At 46.0% G+C, this 15,552-nt stretch carries 14 protein-coding genes; 4 read left to right on the forward strand and 10 right to left on the reverse strand.

The genetic code is table 11. From position 1 onward, the window contains the following. Nucleotides 1-452 precede the first annotated feature (452 nt). Nucleotides 453-1,541: an Lpg1974 family pore-forming outer membrane protein gene (locus tag NEPTK9_RS07130; RefSeq protein ID WP_194848146.1), complete on the forward strand. Its 1,089-nt coding sequence runs from the start codon at nt 453-455 to the stop codon at nt 1,539-1,541. 1 nt (nt 1,542) lies between these two features. After that, nucleotides 1,543-2,433, forward strand: coding sequence for an amidohydrolase family protein (locus tag NEPTK9_RS07135; protein ID WP_194848147.1), 891 nt, complete (start codon nt 1,543-1,545; stop codon nt 2,431-2,433). Between the two features lie 473 nt (nt 2,434-2,906). Here the strand turns inward: NEPTK9_RS07135 and NEPTK9_RS07140 are convergent, their stop codons facing one another. From NEPTK9_RS07140 to NEPTK9_RS07185, 10 genes are all read right to left on the reverse strand, one after another. Continuing rightward, nucleotides 2,907-4,145, reverse strand: coding sequence for a cysteine desulfurase (locus NEPTK9_RS07140; protein ID WP_194848148.1), 1,239 nt, complete (start codon nt 4,143-4,145; stop codon nt 2,907-2,909). Continuing rightward, on the reverse strand, nt 4,132-5,421 hold the full coding sequence (locus tag NEPTK9_RS07145; RefSeq protein WP_194848149.1) for a SufB/SufD family protein: 1,290 nt from the start codon (nt 5,419-5,421) through the stop codon (nt 4,132-4,134). The genes NEPTK9_RS07140 and NEPTK9_RS07145 overlap by 14 nt, the downstream gene beginning before the upstream one ends. 5 nt (nt 5,422-5,426) lie before the next feature. Further along, nucleotides 5,427-6,224 (reverse strand): Fe-S cluster assembly ATPase SufC, encoded by a 798-nt coding sequence (gene sufC, locus NEPTK9_RS07150; RefSeq protein WP_420887671.1) that lies wholly within the window; start codon nt 6,222-6,224, stop codon nt 5,427-5,429. 87 nt (nt 6,225-6,311) lie between these two features. After that, on the reverse strand, nt 6,312-7,751 hold the full coding sequence (sufB, locus tag NEPTK9_RS07155) for a Fe-S cluster assembly protein SufB (RefSeq protein WP_194848159.1): 1,440 nt from the start codon (nt 7,749-7,751) through the stop codon (nt 6,312-6,314). A 434-nt stretch (nt 7,752-8,185) separates the two neighbouring features. Next, nucleotides 8,186-9,805 (reverse strand): ATP-binding protein, encoded by a 1,620-nt coding sequence (locus NEPTK9_RS07160; protein ID WP_194848151.1) that lies wholly within the window; start codon nt 9,803-9,805, stop codon nt 8,186-8,188. 264 nt (nt 9,806-10,069) lie between these two features. Next, on the reverse strand, nt 10,070-10,804 hold the full coding sequence (gene kdsB / locus NEPTK9_RS07165; RefSeq protein ID WP_194848152.1) for a 3-deoxy-manno-octulosonate cytidylyltransferase: 735 nt from the start codon (nt 10,802-10,804) through the stop codon (nt 10,070-10,072). Continuing rightward, nucleotides 10,801-11,775, reverse strand: coding sequence for a dTDP-glucose 4,6-dehydratase (gene rfbB, locus NEPTK9_RS07170; protein ID WP_194848153.1), 975 nt, complete (start codon nt 11,773-11,775; stop codon nt 10,801-10,803). The genes kdsB and rfbB overlap by 4 nt, the downstream gene beginning before the upstream one ends. Further along, a complete protein-coding gene (rfbD, locus tag NEPTK9_RS07175; protein WP_194848154.1) occupies nt 11,759-12,586 on the reverse strand; it encodes a dTDP-4-dehydrorhamnose reductase in 828 nt (275 codons plus the stop codon). Before rfbD ends, rfbB begins: the two co-directional genes overlap by 17 nt. Next, nucleotides 12,583-13,119: a dTDP-4-dehydrorhamnose 3,5-epimerase gene (gene rfbC / locus NEPTK9_RS07180; RefSeq protein WP_194848155.1), complete on the reverse strand. Its 537-nt coding sequence runs from the start codon at nt 13,117-13,119 to the stop codon at nt 12,583-12,585. The genes rfbD and rfbC overlap by 4 nt, the downstream gene beginning before the upstream one ends. 230 nt (nt 13,120-13,349) lie before the next feature. Then, entirely contained in the window at nt 13,350-14,033 is a 684-nt protein-coding gene (locus tag NEPTK9_RS07185; RefSeq protein WP_194848156.1) for a purine nucleoside phosphorylase YfiH/LACC1 family protein, read from the reverse strand. A 113-nt stretch (nt 14,034-14,146) separates the two neighbouring features. Here NEPTK9_RS07185 and NEPTK9_RS07190 point away from each other — a divergent pair, with 113 nt between their 5' ends. Both NEPTK9_RS07190 and NEPTK9_RS07195 read left to right on the forward strand, forming a co-directional pair. Next, on the forward strand, nt 14,147-14,356 hold the full coding sequence (locus tag NEPTK9_RS07190; protein WP_194848157.1) for a hypothetical protein: 210 nt from the start codon (nt 14,147-14,149) through the stop codon (nt 14,354-14,356). A 1-nt stretch (nt 14,357) separates the two neighbouring features. Then, complete coding sequence (locus tag NEPTK9_RS07195; protein WP_194848158.1) at nt 14,358-14,891, forward strand: hypothetical protein; 534 nt, start codon at nt 14,358-14,360, stop codon at nt 14,889-14,891. The last annotated feature ends 661 nt before the right edge of the window (nt 14,892-15,552 follow it).

Below are 15,552 nucleotides of genomic sequence, written 5' to 3' on the forward strand. Positions count from 1 at the left end.
GCTTGAGCTGTGTGATGGGAAACTATCACGCACAGTTCTTAGAGGAGGAAACCAGGGCAATCTGGTTTCCTTACTCTTTCACTTTTTCCTGAACAACAAACCCCTTATTTTTTTAAGTCTGCATACTTAGTTGGATGAAAGATACGTCGGGGGCAAGCCCCCGACGTATCTTTCTTACATATACCACCGATAAATGTGCGAACTTTTTACCTGTAAAGGTGAACAAGGCCGCTAAGAAGATATTGCTTCTTGTCCTTTTCATTTTTATAATTAAAGCTTTAGCAGGGGAAAACCAAAACTAGATCAACTATGGCCAGTTTATTTTCTCCACCGGCTCAAATAATGGCGACCTCACCTTTAGTGGCCTCACCACAAAACTTCGCTTCGATTTTTAAAATTTCTCTTGAAAATCAATTAAGAATCCCTTTTCATTAGGTGAAAAGTGATTCATCATGAAATTTAAGTTTGTTCTTTTCTTAGCTCTATCCCTTTCTCTTTTGCATGCCGAAAGTGAGATCCGGATGCGGGGTATTGAAGATCGTGTTGCAAAGCTCGAACAAAAAGGGGCACCCAAAGCAGCCCACCACCCCATCACGCCTTGTGCAGGGCCCAAGGTGCGCGGGGGACGGGATATTCACCTTTCTGCCGACTTTCTTTTTTGGACGGCGCGTCTTGATGGCTTAACCTATGCAAAGACAGGCTTTGGTTCCCTTGTTAACAGCCCTAGTCGGGGACGGGTACAAGCGGTCGATTGGAGTTGGGATCCTGGTTTTAAAGCAGGTCTGGGATGGAGTTTTTGCCATGGCTGCTGGGATATGCTCCTCCAATATACTTGGTTTTATACAAATGTCGATGATAGCAAAAAGTCAGAAAGCATGGTGCCTGGCTTTCAGATCTTCACCCCTGAAGATATCCCCCTTAGCATCCTCCCCTTTCAAAAAGGGAGTGCCCACTTTGATCTCCACTACCAGGTAGGAGACTTAGAGCTTGGCCGTAATTATTATGTGAGCAAGACATTGAAACTCCGCCCCTTTGTCGGAGCCAAAGGAACCTGGCAAAAGCAAGACTACAACGTCTTCCTTGATACGATCCCCATCACCACGAATTTCTTCCACTTCAAAACACGGATCGATCACTCCCTTTACGGCATTGGAATCCGTGGAGGACTGAATACCTCCTGGCAATTCTCAAAAAATGTTAGCCTCTATGGAAACATGGCCCTTTCTGGCCTGTGGGTCCACTACAATACCAATCGCAAGGACACCTTCACCCAAATTGCAAACGGGGAGCAAGTCGGCACCTCCATTACCACAACCAATATAGAAGCCCGCCTCCGTCTCATCAAACCCGTCCTTGAGTTTGCAATGGGCTTGCGCGCGGAAACCTACTACGGATGTGGCCGCTACCACGTCCTTGTCCAAGCGGGTTGGGAAAGTCAAATCTGGCTCAACCAAACCCTCTACATTAGCCTCAACAACAACTATGACCGCTTTGACCTCAGCCTCCAAGGGCTAACGGCAAAACTCCGCCTGGATTTTTAGCATGAGTAAGGTCTACGAAGGGGAAATCATCGATGGCCACATGCATCTTTGGGATCTATCCCGCGGAGAATATCCCTGGCTCCAGGGAGCCGACAACCACTTCGAAGATATCATCGGCGACTACAAGAAGATGAAAAGAAACTTCTTTCTTCCCGAATACCAAGAGTGGATCAAACCCCATCACGTCACCAAAAGCGTCCATATCGAAACCAACGCAGCCCCTACCAAAGGACTCCATGAAACCGAATGGCTCCAAAAAATTGCCGATGAAAAAGGTTTTCCCCACGGCATTGTCGCCTACGCCGACTTGAGCGATCCCGACATTGAAAATGTGACCAAAGAACAGTGTCAATTTCCCAACGTACGAGGCATCCGCCAAATCCTTTTTGAAAGAGAAGGAGAACCCAGTCTTCTGAATGCTCCCCATTGTCAAAAAGGACTTAAGTACCTAGCCTCTCAAAATCTCACCTTTGACATTGCCATCTTTGGCAAGCAGATAAAAGATGCCGCCAAAGTTGTCAAAGAATATGATGATGTGCTCTTTATTCTTGACCACTTGGGATGGCCTCTCGATGTCACAGATAGTGGCTTTACAAAGTGGAAAGAAGATCTTGCCTCCTTGGCAACCTGTCCCAACTGCTACCTGAAGCTCAGCGGTATTGGTCTTGTTTTCCAAAGGCTCGATCAGGAAAACATCAAGCGATTTCTCCATGCAGGGATCGAACTGTTCGGAGAAGACCGGTGTCTTTTTGGAAGCAATGTCCCTCCTGCTGCCCTCTTTATCTCCTATGCAGAGCTGATCGGCATGTTCAAGGAAGCCTTCAGTACCTTTGACATCAAGGTCCAACACAAGCTTTTCTACGAAAATGCCAAAGAGTTCTACGGCATCTAATACAACAATTTAAAAGCTTTAAATAATTATCGATAATATTGTCGACTTGTACTGTACAATTCTTTTGTTTTAAGCCCTCCAAGGATCCATATGCGGACTGCTCCGGGCAGCCCTTTTCAACCTAGCAGCTCTGGGCTGTCCCTTCGCAGGAGAGGTTTTTCTTTTTTTTCTTCCCCAGCGAACTGACGTGAGTTCCAGCCCGGAGGGTGCCGAAACGAACGTGGTGAGCTGTCCGCGGCTTCAAGGCAGCTCTGAAAAATCGATCCGACAGAGGGATCGTGCTGTGTTATGACACAGCCTCCCGAATGAGGATCGATTTAGCTTGCTGCATTCGAAGCTCAAGGGGCAGCAGGGGCGCCAGCCCTGACGTATCTATATGGATCTTTGGAGGTTTTAGCTGGTTTATAGATTAACCTTTATACAACACAAACCAAAAAGCAATAATCGAGGGTCTAATGTAAAGCCGCTTTACATTAGTAGGAAAGTTCCGGCTTCAGAAGAAGAATCCCCTCTTGAATCGCTTCGACAACGGTATCAACCTCTTCAAAGGTATTGTAAACCCCAAAAGAAATCCGAGAAAGGGAAGAGAGGCCAAAGCGGGCAAGGGTGGGTTGCGCGCAGAGGTGGCCGGTGCGGATAGCAATCCCCTTCAGGCCAAGGAGGGTCCCCAAGTCGAGAGAGTGAACATCTTCCAGAGTGAAGCTAATGATTCCACTCTTTTTCTTGGCATTGCCGATAATGGTCAGCCCATGAATCTCCTCGAGCTTTTCGGTGGCATAGCGAAGGAGGCGGTTTTCCCACTCTTCGATTTGCTCTTTTCCCACCGATTCGATATATTCAATAGCAGCCCCTAGACCAATCACTTGCGCAATAGAAGGGGTTCCTGCCTCAAACCGGAGGGGAGGCTCTTGATAGGTGGTCTTTTCCATGGTGACCGTTTCGATCATGTCTCCCCCACCCATCAAAGGAGGCATCTCCTTTAAAAGATCATACTTTCCGTAGAGAACTCCCACTCCCGTTGGCCCATACATCTTATGACCAGAGAAGGTATAGAAGTCCACGTCAAGCTTTTGCATATCTAAAGAAAGATGGGAAGCGGCTTGCGCCCCATCGATCAGAACCTTTGCCCCTGCCATGTGGGCAAGGTCGGTGATTTCCTTAATCGGGTTGATCGTCCCCGTGACATTGGCGATGTGAGCGACTGAAACAAGTTTTGTCCGCTCAGACAGCAGCTCCTGAAAGACATCGAGGCGAAGCTCTCCATTATGATCCATCGGAATAAATTTGAGCTTAAGATCTTTTTCTTCTGCAAGAAGCTGCCATGGAACGATATTGGAATGGTGCTCCATTTCAGAGATGATGATCTCATCTCCAGCCTTTAGAAAAGCTTTTCCGAAGGACTGGGCAACGAGGTTGATCGCCTCCGTGGTTCCCCGCGTAAAGACAATCTCCTCTTCTTGCCGTGCATTGATAAACTCTTGGACCTTAACACGAACCCCACTATACATTTCGGTCGAACGGGCTGCTAGTTCATAAACGGCGCGATGAACCGTCCCATACTCTTGCGCATAAAAAAGGATCATCGCATCGATCACACACTGAGGTTTCTGAGAGGTGGCTGCTGTATCTAAGTAGACAAGAGGGCGTCCATTCATCTTCCTCTTAAGCATCGGAAAACGTTCTCTGACCCGCCAAACATCAAATAGATCCATCGGATGACCTTATCTGCAAAAATTGATCGACCACTTTTCCATCCATCATCTCGGCGCAAAAACCCCGCGCCAAATGCCCCCTTGCCTCTTCTAGGGAAAGGCCTCGGGTCCTTAAGTAAAAAAGTTCCTCTTCCTTTGGCTGCGCACATGTTGCTCCATGAGAAGCTTTCACATCATCGGCAAAAATCTCTAAGTTGGGTTTACTCATCGCCTGCGCCTTCGAACTGAGAAGGAGATTGTTGTTGAGTTGATAGGCCTCTGTTTTCTGCGCCTCTTTTTCCACATAGATTTTCCCCTCAAAACTCGAACGTCCTCGTCCATAAAGAGCGGTCTTATAGTGTTGGTTAGAGCGGCAGTGGGGCACTACATGGCGAACATTGATAAACTGGTGAACCTCATCTTGACTTCCCACAATCGAAAGTCCCTTAAGGTCAACCTCACTATTTTCCCCTCCCAATGTCACTTCAATATCTTCCCTTTCGGTTGGGGCCCCCTTAGAAAAGGTAAAGGAATCGAGCTTTGCATCCCGCTTCAAGTGGGCACGTAAGGTATGCATCGCATATCCTTCGTGTTCCCGGTGAGCGTTGAGTGTCACATGAGCCCCCTCATCAAGAGTCACCTCTATATGCTCATTATAAAAGTAACTTCCCTTCCCAGTTGTCCGCCTTTCCAAGACCAGACGCGCCCCTTTCCCTAAAAAGATCTCCATTTTAGGGGCATAAAAAGCCCCCTCTTCTGCAAAAAACTCCCAGTTCAAAGAAGCCACTTTTCCTGGAGGGATGTAGAGAAAGCGCCCCTCTTGGTAAAGGGCATGACTTAAAAGAGCAAAAGGATTTTGCTCTTTCCCTAGAGCCTCGGTCCATCTCTTTTGCAATAAAGAACCATAAGACCCCATCGCCTCATCCAAAGGAAGAGAGATAATCCCGTCTGAGGAGCACGCATTTAGGGGGTCAATTTCCAGTAAAGCGGAAGTAGGCACCACATCTTTTGTACCGCATTCCTCCCCTATAGCGCCTGCGGCTATGGGGTCGTCATTTGGCATAAAATCTGTAGCGTCTACTCCGCTTTCCTTAGAAATGCACCCCCTGAACGCACACTCTGAGGAAGAAAGGGTACTCTCCCCCTCTTTCTTCTCAAAGGACATCTTATAAAGTCCCTTTAGAGAGACATACTTAAAGGGATCCCATTTCTTGGTCGGGAGTCCCTTTTTCACCGCAGCTTCCCAAAACTTTTGGCGCCACGGCTCGTTAGAAAGATAGGGTTTCAGCGTCTCCAAAAGTGTCACAGCAGTGTATACCCTTTTTCTTCGAGGTGAAGGGCTAGCTCAGGCCCTCCCGTTTCAACAATTTTTCCATCCACAACCACGTGGACAAACTGAGGCTTGATGTAATCTAAAAGGCGTTGGTAGTGGGTGATCAAAATGAGAGCATTGTCACTACCCAATTGCTTATTGACCCCTTCAGCAACGATGCGCATCGCATCGATATCGAGTCCCGAGTCGGTTTCATCCAAAATCGCTAGCTTCGGCTCTAAAATCGCCATCTGAAGCACTTCGTTCCGCTTCTTCTCTCCTCCTGAAAAGCCCCCATTGACATCCCGTTCTCCAAAAGAGGGAGGAATCTCCATCTCTTCCATCTTTTGCTTTAAAAGAGCCTGGAAATCCTCTTCTGAAAGGGGCTCTTTCCGCTTACTATTTAGAGCGCTTCGCAAGAAATCTGCATTACTCACTCCAGGAATTTCAACCGGATATTGGAAGCCCATAAAAAGACCCAAGCGGGCCCGGTCCTCAATATCCATCTCCAAAAGGTCTTCTCCCAAAAAGGTGATCGATCCCCCTGTGACCTCATAGCTCGGGTGACCGGCCAAAACCTTAGCGAGCGTCGATTTTCCCGCACCATTCGGTCCCATAATCGCATGGATTTCTCCCGGCTTTACAGTCAAAGAAAAGCCTTTCAAGATCTCCTTTCCCTCAACCGATACACATAAACCTTCAATCTTTAGCATGAACCTATCCGGGGTTAAAAAGTTTGTTTGATTTCTTCGATTTTTGAGCAGATTGCTTCCCTTTACTTCGATCACATTGTCCAAAAGATAAGGGTTCGAAGTAAAGGGGAGAAAGATGCCAAAAAGAGTGGAATAAAAAAAGTTTTTTAGCTCCTGATAGGTTCATCCGACTGACCTTTCTAACTTAAGTGTTAATAATTTTTGCGCTTCCGCCGCAAACTCCAAAGGAAGCTCCTTGATCACCTCTTCGCAAAAGCCATTGACAATCATCTGAATCGCATCTTCCATCGAAATCCCCCGCGACTGGAGGTAAAACAGCTGTTCTTCATTCATCTTTGAAGTCGAGGCTTCATGTTCCAGCTCTGCCGTCTCATTATGAACCTCAATGTAAGGGAAGGTGTTCGCACTACATGCATTCTTTACCAGCATCGAGTCACACTGAGTAAAGTTCCGTGCCCCTTCCGCCCTTGAAGAAATATGAACCAGTCCCCGATAGGTATTGGAAGACTCATCGGCTGAAATCCCTTTCGAAATGATCGTTGAGCTTGTCCGTTTTCCCAGGTGAATCATCTTCGTTCCCGTGTCGGCCTGCATTTTTCCATTGGTCAGCGCCACCGAGTAAAACTCCCCGACCGAGTCATCTCCCTGCAAAATGCAGCTTGGGTACTTCCAGGTAATCGCGGCGCCCGCTTCGACCTGCGTCCAAGAAATCTTAGACCGGTTGCCCGCGCACTTGCCCCGCTTCGTCACAAAGTTGTAAATCCCTCCCTTGCCGGTCTTTCGATCTCCTGCATACCAGTTTTGCACCGTTGAATACTTGATCTCCGCATCTTCATGGGCGATCAGCTCAACCACCGCGGCATGGAGTTGGTTTTCGTCATAAGCAGGGGCAGTACACCCTTCCAAATAGCTCACATAAGAGCCCGGCTCCGCAATAATGAGTGTCCGCTCAAACTGCCCCGTCTCCCGTTCATTGATCCGAAAATAGGTCGAAAGCTCAATCGGACTGCGCACACCCTTTGGGATGTAGACAAAAGAGCCATCGGAAAAAACCGCCGAATTGAGCGCCGCATAGAAATTATCCCCGATCGGCACCACCGTTCCCAAATATTTTTCCAGAAGCTCGGGGTATTTCTTCACCGCTTCACTCATCGAGCAGAGGACAACACCCGCCTTCTCAAGGGTCTCATAAAAAGTGGTTCCGAGCGAAACCGAGTCGAAAACGACATCGACCGCCACATTGCTTAGCCGCTTCTGCTCTTCTAGAGGAATGCCCAACTTATCAAAGGTTTTCAAGATCTCGGGATCGACCTCATCGAGGCTGCTCAGCTCCTGCTTCTTCTTTGGAGCTGCATAGTAGCGCATGTCTTGAAAATCGATCGGAGCGATCTTTAGGTGGCCCCAGTCGGGAGGGGTCATTTCCTTCCACTTTCGGAAGGCTTTGAGGCGGAATTCGAGCATGAAGTCAGGCTCCCCTTTCTTGGCAGAAAGGGCGCGGACCGTTTCTTCATCGAGTCCCTTGGGGAAAACCTCGGTCTCGATGTCGGTCTGAAAGCCATATTTGTATTCCTCTCTAGAGGAAAGGATCTCTTCTGTTGACATAGGGTCCAAGGATACTCTCTTTGTCACCTAATGTCAATGCATACCCATTCCGAGGCTTTCCCGCTGTAAACAATTTTGGAATTTTCTCCATGAAGAATTTTTCAGATTTTTTAGAATTAATTTGTAACTCTTTGATTATTAATTGGGGTCAAATTTTAGGCTTTTTTGAACTGAAAACTGCCTTCTCTGGGAAAAGCGATCACAGTTAGCCAAAGTTTGGGGTAAAGTTTTTTCAGCAGAGGTATTTTTCTCTATGAGAATTTAACAGCGAGAAACCCTCATTCCGACTCAAGATTTGGTTTTCCCTGCACCAGCACTCCAGCCTTACCCCTCTGCATCGCCCCTATCTCCCTTATAGGGAACTGCTTCGATCGGGCTAAATCTGGAGCGCTGATTTTTGCAAACCCTCAAATCTTGAGTCGGAACGGGTATAACTAAAAATTTTTACTATAGGTTCTCACAGAATCTCCAGATGGAGAATAAAGAATCCCTTTCCAATCACCAATATTTCGTGACTTGGAGCTAAAGTTTATCCCTAGGACCAAAATATTTTTTTCACTCAAGGAATATCTTTCTCTGTATTTCTTTTCTTCTGCTTGCTTAAATGCAATATCTGCTGTTCTATTTAACTTAAGCTCAAAGACAAAAAATGAATTCGAGGTTTCACACACGAGGTCTATTCGACCAGTATTTGTGGCTGTTTCGGCCTCTGTTTTAACACCAGACTTCTCTAAGAACGTAAAAAATACGGCTTGGTAAAATCCCTCTTTTGCATGCTGGAATATCTGGTATGGTATTTTTGCAAAGTGAGCATTTATTTTATCTATAAAACTCTCTAATTCCTTGTCCTCTAGTGCTTTTTTAACTTCTTTAGCAACACGGGTTACCTCTAAAGGGTTAACTTCTGTGAATTCCTCAAGAAGAGAGTTAAAAAAAGCATCCTTAACCTCTTTATTAGGAAAGTCAAGATCGTAAGAGTTTTCTTCTGGGTTATGCCCTCTTATAGTGAGATAACCTGTTTGAAACATGAGAGCAGCCAAATGAATTCGATCAATTTTACTGATATCAGAAAGGGTACTTTTTAAGACAGATGTTCCACATAAAGGGACAATCGCTTGGGGATGTTTTTTGATTTCCTCGATTAAAAAGGATGGGGTCCCTGTACTATACCAATAGCCTTCTGCTTTTTTGGTTTTTAGATAATGAAGCGTTGAATAAGGATTATAAATGAAAAGGGCTTTTTCCGAAAAGCGATAGCCATTGTACCACTTACGGATTTCGTCTATAACAGCCTCTTCTGTTACCAAATTCCCCTGTTGACCTCTTTGCTTGACAACCTCTTGAATATGATCTGAGAAAACCGTCTTAAGCTCGTCCTCAGTATACCCCAACATCCCAGCATATTCAGGACTCATAGTGATGTCTGTTAAATTGTTAAGTCCTGAAAAAAGAGAAACTTGAGAAAACTTACTTACACCTGTTGTAAGTGTAAACCGAAGCTGTGCATCCAAACCTTTTAATGTTCCAAAGAATCCCTTAAGAAGGTCTTTATTTTTTTTGGCGATATCAAGATTGTCCAAACGATCTATGATGGGTTTATCATATTCATCAACTAATACCACAACCTTTCTGCCATATTTATTCGACAGTTCGACAACCAGTGTATCTAAAGCCACCTGAACGTCAGTTGTAATAATAGATATGCCATATTCTTTGGCAATGATTCCAAGCCTTACTTTCAGTGCAGTTTCGAGTTGACTAGGGGTCTGGTTTGCGATTTTTGAGAAGTCTAAATATACAACTGGATGTTTATCCCATTCATAATCACTATTATAAATCTGACATCCTTTAAAGAGTTCTTTATTGCCACTAAAAATTTCCCTTAGAGTATCAAGAAAAAGAGATTTTCCAAATCTCCTGGGGCGCGACATAAAATAATGAGGAGCTCCTTCATCAATTAGCTCCCTAATAATCTCTGTTTTATCGACATAAGCATACTCACCTTTAACAAGAATTTTTTTTATGCTCTGAATCCCGATAGGTAACTTTTTCATTTAAGTGGGGTTTTGACTCCGCTTTCCCCCATTTTACGACATAAGCGCAAAGCATTCAACTACAAAATGTATACCCAAACAAGTTAAAGAACTGGTTTTTGCCCAGCTCCTAAGGGTCCCTCAAGAAATAAATGCTATAATTTGACTCAGCAAGACGCAAAAAAATTGAGCTGAATGAGGCGCATCCTTCCCAATAGGGAAGGGCAACGAAGAAGCTTAATTTGGCAAATTCCCAATTCTTCAGCTTGTTTGAGTATATTCCCATCAAACAATTTGGGAGGCAATCCGCTCCATAGCGCGAGCAAGATCCTCCGGGACATCGATCCCGAGGGCGTCATAGGCTGTCTCGTGGACCTGAATGGTGAGGCCATGATCAAGAAAGCGGAGCTGCTCCAGCCCCTCGGCTAGCTCTAAGGGCGACGGAGAAAGGGTAGAAATTTCTTTGAGGGCCTCTGCTGTGTAGGCATAGATACCGATATGCTTATAGTAGGTCACCTCTTCGAGGCCATCGCGGTCATAGGGGATCGGTGAACGGGAAAAATAGAGAGCTTTTCCCTTGTGATTGGTGACCACTTTGACCACATTGGGGTCTTCGATCTCTTCTTCGCTATTGATCTCTTTTTTGAGAGTCCAGATGTCGTGGGGAGCATCGGTCGATTGGAGGAGGTTTTCGATCATTTCCCGATGGATAAAAGGCTCGTCCCCCTGCCAGTTGACCCAGATGTTCCCTTTTAGGGTCCCTTGCCTTTGCAGTTCGATGAGGCGGTCGGTTCCCGATTGGCAATTGGGGCAGGTCATATGGTAACTCCCCCCGAAGGAGTCGATGAGGCGGGCTGTTTCCCGATCATCGATCGCAAAGGCAACCTCATCAAACATCTCGCTACTCGTCGCCGCTTCCCACACCCATTGGAGTAGCGGTTTTTCCCCAAGCATAGTGAGCACTTTCCGTGGAAAGCGGCTTGAGGCAAGTCTTGCTGGAATCACACAAACAACTCTCATAATAATATCTCCATGGTTGCGCGGAGGCCCGCTTCGAGCGACCACTGGGGTGTAAAGCCAAGGGAAGAGACCTTTGTTCCATCCATGGCGTAGCGGAAGTCATGACCGGGACGGTCGGTCACAAAGGTGATCAACGCTTCAAGATTTTTCTCCGCGGTCATCTCTTCGGCGACCTTCAGAATCAGACGCAAAAGGTCGATATTTTTCATCTCGTTCCCTCCCCCAATATTATACACCTCTCCCTTTTTCCCCTCTTCCAAAATGGTCCAAATGGCACGGGAATGGTCTTCGACAAAGAGCCACTCGCGGATGTTTTCCCCTTTGCCGTAAACGGGAAGGGGCTTTTTACCCAGGGCATTTTGGATCATGAGGGGGATAAACTTTTCGGGATACTGGCCCGGCCCATAGTTGTTGCTAGCATGGGAAAGGGTGGTCGAAAGGTCATAGGTTACGGCATAGGCGCGAACAAAATGGTCAGAACTTGCTTTTGAGGCGGAGTAGGGAGAGTTAGGACGGTAAGGAGTCTCTTCGGTAAAGATTCCATCAGCACCTAAAGCCCCATAAACCTCATCGGTAGAGATGTGATGGAAGTGAATGTTCGGGTGGGTGCGGACAAATTCGAGGAGGTTACAGGTTCCCAAAATATTCGTTTCAAGGAAGGGGGTGGGATCGGTAATGCTCCGATCAACATGGGTCTCTGCGGCAAAATGGACGATGGCTGTAAGCGGTTTTTCTTTGTGGATTTCTTCAAGGACCGAGCGATCCCGAACGTCTCCTTTGTAAAACGCGTAGCGGGAATCCTCCTCGACTTCTTTGAGGTTATCGAGGTTGCCCGCATAGGTGAGGAGGTCGAGGTTCGAGATGTGGCCTGTAAACCCAGGCTGCGATAAAACGTAGCGGATAAAGGCCGATCCCATAAAGCCGGCGCCGCCGGTCACTAGAAGGTGGGCTTGATTAAGATTCGAAAGCATGGGCAAGTACCTCTTCTAATCCCTTTTCCCAGTGGGGAGGTTGAAGGTTTTCTGTTAGGAGGATGGATGAAGCGGGCCTTTTGGCTTTACCAAACTTCTCGCTTGTAACCGGCTCGATCGTATGACACCGGAGGGGATGGTTTTTCTCTTCAAGCTTCCGCTTGATCGTTTCAGCAAAGCCATGCCAGGTGGTCTCCCCTTCATTGGCAAAGTGAAAGGTTCCCGATGCATCGAGAAGGGAAAGGGCTGCTTCTGCCAAGTCGTCAGCGTAGGTGGGGCGCCCCTTTTGATCATTGACAACACTTAAAGTTTCTTGCTGTTCCATGAGGCGGATCATCGTCTTGACAAAGTGACTTCCCTCTTGGCCAAAAAGCCATGAGGTGCGGATCAGGCACGCCTCGGGATGAAGCTCCTTTTCTCCCGCTTCCTTACTTTTGCCATAAATGGAAAGGGGAGCTGTTGGATCGCCCGTCTGATATCCCTCTTTTTCTCCATCGAAGACGTAGTCGGTTGAAAAGTGGATCAGCTTTTTTCCATGTTCTTGAGCAAGTTTTGCAAGTAAAGCAACTGCATCTCTATTGAGAGCAAAGGCGCGCGCCTCCTCTTCTTCGGCTTGATCCACTGCTGTGTATCCCGAGCAGTTGATAACATGGGTAAAGTGCATCGTCTCAAATTGGGCGCGAACGCTCTTTTCATCTTCAACGTCAACCTCTTTTCGGGTGGTCGCCACATGATCAATTCCTTTTTCAAGACACTTCCGTCGCATGGCGCTTGCTAAAAGTCCCCGCTTCCCAATAATCCACAGTTTCATAATAGGTTCTGCCCTCGAAGTTTAGGGCTATTTTTGTCTCGCTCCGAGACGATCGGCTCTTTAACCGGCCACTCGATCCCCACCTCAGGGTCGTCAAAGCGAAACCCTTTTTCCGTTTCACTATTATAAGGAGCACTTGTCTTATAAAGAACATGCGCCTCGGGGCTGACCACACAGAACCCATGAGCAAAACCCACCGGAACAAAGAGCTGATGGTGGTTTTCTCCATCCAGGTAAACCCCTTCCCACTGTCCAAAAGTAGGAGAAGAGAGGCGGATATCAACAATGACATCGTAAATTTTTCCACTTGCGACGCGGACCAGCTTTGCCTGCCCCGGCTCCGATTGGAAATGCATTCCCCGAATCGTCCCTTCTTTCGAGTAAGAGTGGTTATCCTGGACAAACGAGCAGTCGATCCCCTGATCAAGGTAGCGTTCGACCTGGTGACTCTCAAAAAAGTAGCCCCGTTCGTCCCGAAAAACCTGGGGCCGAATGAGCTTTACCCCTTTTAACTTTAATTCTTGAACTTCCATTGCCTCTTGATTGTAGCAAGGCAACCAAATTAAGGGAAACAGGATTTCTTGAAACACTCAAAACCAAAAAACATACAGAAAATATTTTGATCTATTGTTTTTCAGAAACTTATGAAAAACAGTTTGGATCACCAAATCCAGAAAACGTGATTTGGTGATCCAAAACTTCGAAAAAACCTGGGTCACTAAATTCTGTTTTGGTGTTTTAGTAAGCTATTGTAAATCCGGATTTACATCTGAGCGGCAATGGTCCCATGACGCAGGTGTGTTTTGTCCCTTCTGTAAGAGTAACATGAAGGATCGTCATAGGTGCAGATTTCGGCAATTTCGATTTGCCCTTGAGGAACCCCTGCAGTCATCAGCTGCATGGTAGAAATTTTCCAAAAGTCGAAGTAGGTGGGGCGGACCTGGAATCTCCAAAACGCTTGGGGTAATTCTTCCCGATAGTGTTTGAACTCGGCATTGTCGGAGCCGAGGCTGGGCCCAATGCAGACGATGAGGTGGGCAGGGTCAGCCCCCAAGCTCACCATGGCATCGATCGTGTTTTGGTAGATGTTTTGGACGCTCCCCCTCCAGCCAGAGTGGGCCGTTCCCAGTACCTTAGCAATTGGATCGTAAAAAATGGCAGCTTGACAGTCGGCATGGCGGATCAGAAGTCCCATCTCTTTTTCCTTCGTCACCATCCCATCATAGTTTTCAATATGGGTGAGTGGAATGTCATAACGTTTCACTTCAAGGATGTCGGCGCGGTGACACTGCTTGAGCTTGACCCCCTTTTCAATTCCCAACGCATCAAAGGCTGCAGGGATATTTTTTTCCTCTCCTAAACCAAAAACTCCATGTCTTACTTCTGGAAACTTTTGAAGAAGCTCAAACTCGAGCCACTCGATTCCATTTTTCTTTTTTCTTCGCATCCACTATTGTGTAACATATGAGCTACTTTATCTTTAGGCTGCTAAAGAATAAAGTTGTGTTAAATTAAAGAAGTAAGTTACCGTCTGACTTTTAACAAACGCGGAAGATTGCTATGCATTACGAGATTTTCAAAACCATTGTCTTTGTTCTTCTCTTCACCTTTTCTACTTATGCCATCTCTAAGGCGCTGTGGATGCTTGGACTAAAAGGAAAAGCACAAAGCTTTAGTAAACTATGGGGAGCCATTTCTCTTTTAGTGGGTGGTATAGGTTCGGCAATTGGCTTAGTTATTTTGTCGAGATTATTTGTAGGTGGGAGTTAGCATGAAATTTTTGGCAATGTTTTTTCTTTCTTTAATTGGGTTTACTTCTCCTTTATGTTCAATGAACATCCAAACTATCGGCCAAGAAGTAACAGAAAGAGATTTGTGTCACAAGGTTTTAGATTGTTTTAACTTTGTTGATGGGGATTTTTCAATTGAAGGGGCTGTTGAAGATTTGTGTAAAGCTCGAGGATTACTCGTGGAGAAGGGATACAACGCTCCCCTCCTATCTGTAATTTTTGAAAAAACTTTTGAAGGTATAGAGAGCCAAGGCATCTCCTTAGATGGGGGATTTGTTGAGGACTTATATGAATTGGTTTTGTCAAAAGAAACCGATGGAATCAGGAATGCCTCTTTCTACTCCCAGTCTCAGTATCGTCCTAAAATATACCCAAACAAGCTCAAGAATTGGTTTTGGGCAACGCGAAAGCTGTCGAAAATCCAATTCTTGAACTTGTTTGGGTATAATCCAAGTGAAAAAAAAAGACAAAAAAGAGGTCCAAGTTCCCGATGGGGTGGCTATAGGGTTCTGTAAAGCACTAGCTGGTGGGTTACTGTGCATAATCCCAAGTGGAATTACGCAAACGCTTGGGACAGGCCTGATTTTATCAGGAGTTAATTTGGAAGACGACCTAAATCGTAGACAAAGGATGGGAGCTAAAAATATATCATGGCCCCCTTTAAATCGACCGAGATATCCCCATAGAATTATTAGTGTGTAGTTTTTTTCAATATGGGTCAGCGGGGCGTCATAACATTTCACTTCAAAGATATCGGCGCGGTGGCACTGTTTGAGCTTGACCCCCCTTTCAATTCCCAACGCATCAAAGGCTGCAGGGATATTTTTTTCCTCTCCTAAACCAAAAACTCCATGTCTTACCTCTGGGAACTTTTGGAGAAGGTCAAACTCGAGCCATTCGATTCCATTTTTCTTTTTTCTTCGCATCCATTAATATTTACTATATGAGCTACTTTATTTTCATCAAAATATCGATGCGGATACCCCTTCCTTTAGGGAGGGGAGGAAGCATCGCTCCTTTTTAGATTGTTTAATTTGTAGCCATGGTTTAAAATAGCTTGTATGAAACGAACCATTTCTCTTAAGTTGACCCTTTCTGATAAAGATTTTGAGACCCTTTTGGAAACGCAAAAGTGTTTCAGCCGAGGCTGTAATGCAATTGCTCTTCAAGCTAAAG

Source organism: Candidatus Neptunochlamydia vexilliferae, assembly GCF_015356785.1.
GTDB classification, from domain to species: Bacteria; Chlamydiota; Chlamydiia; order Chlamydiales; family Simkaniaceae; genus Neptunichlamydia; species Neptunichlamydia vexilliferae.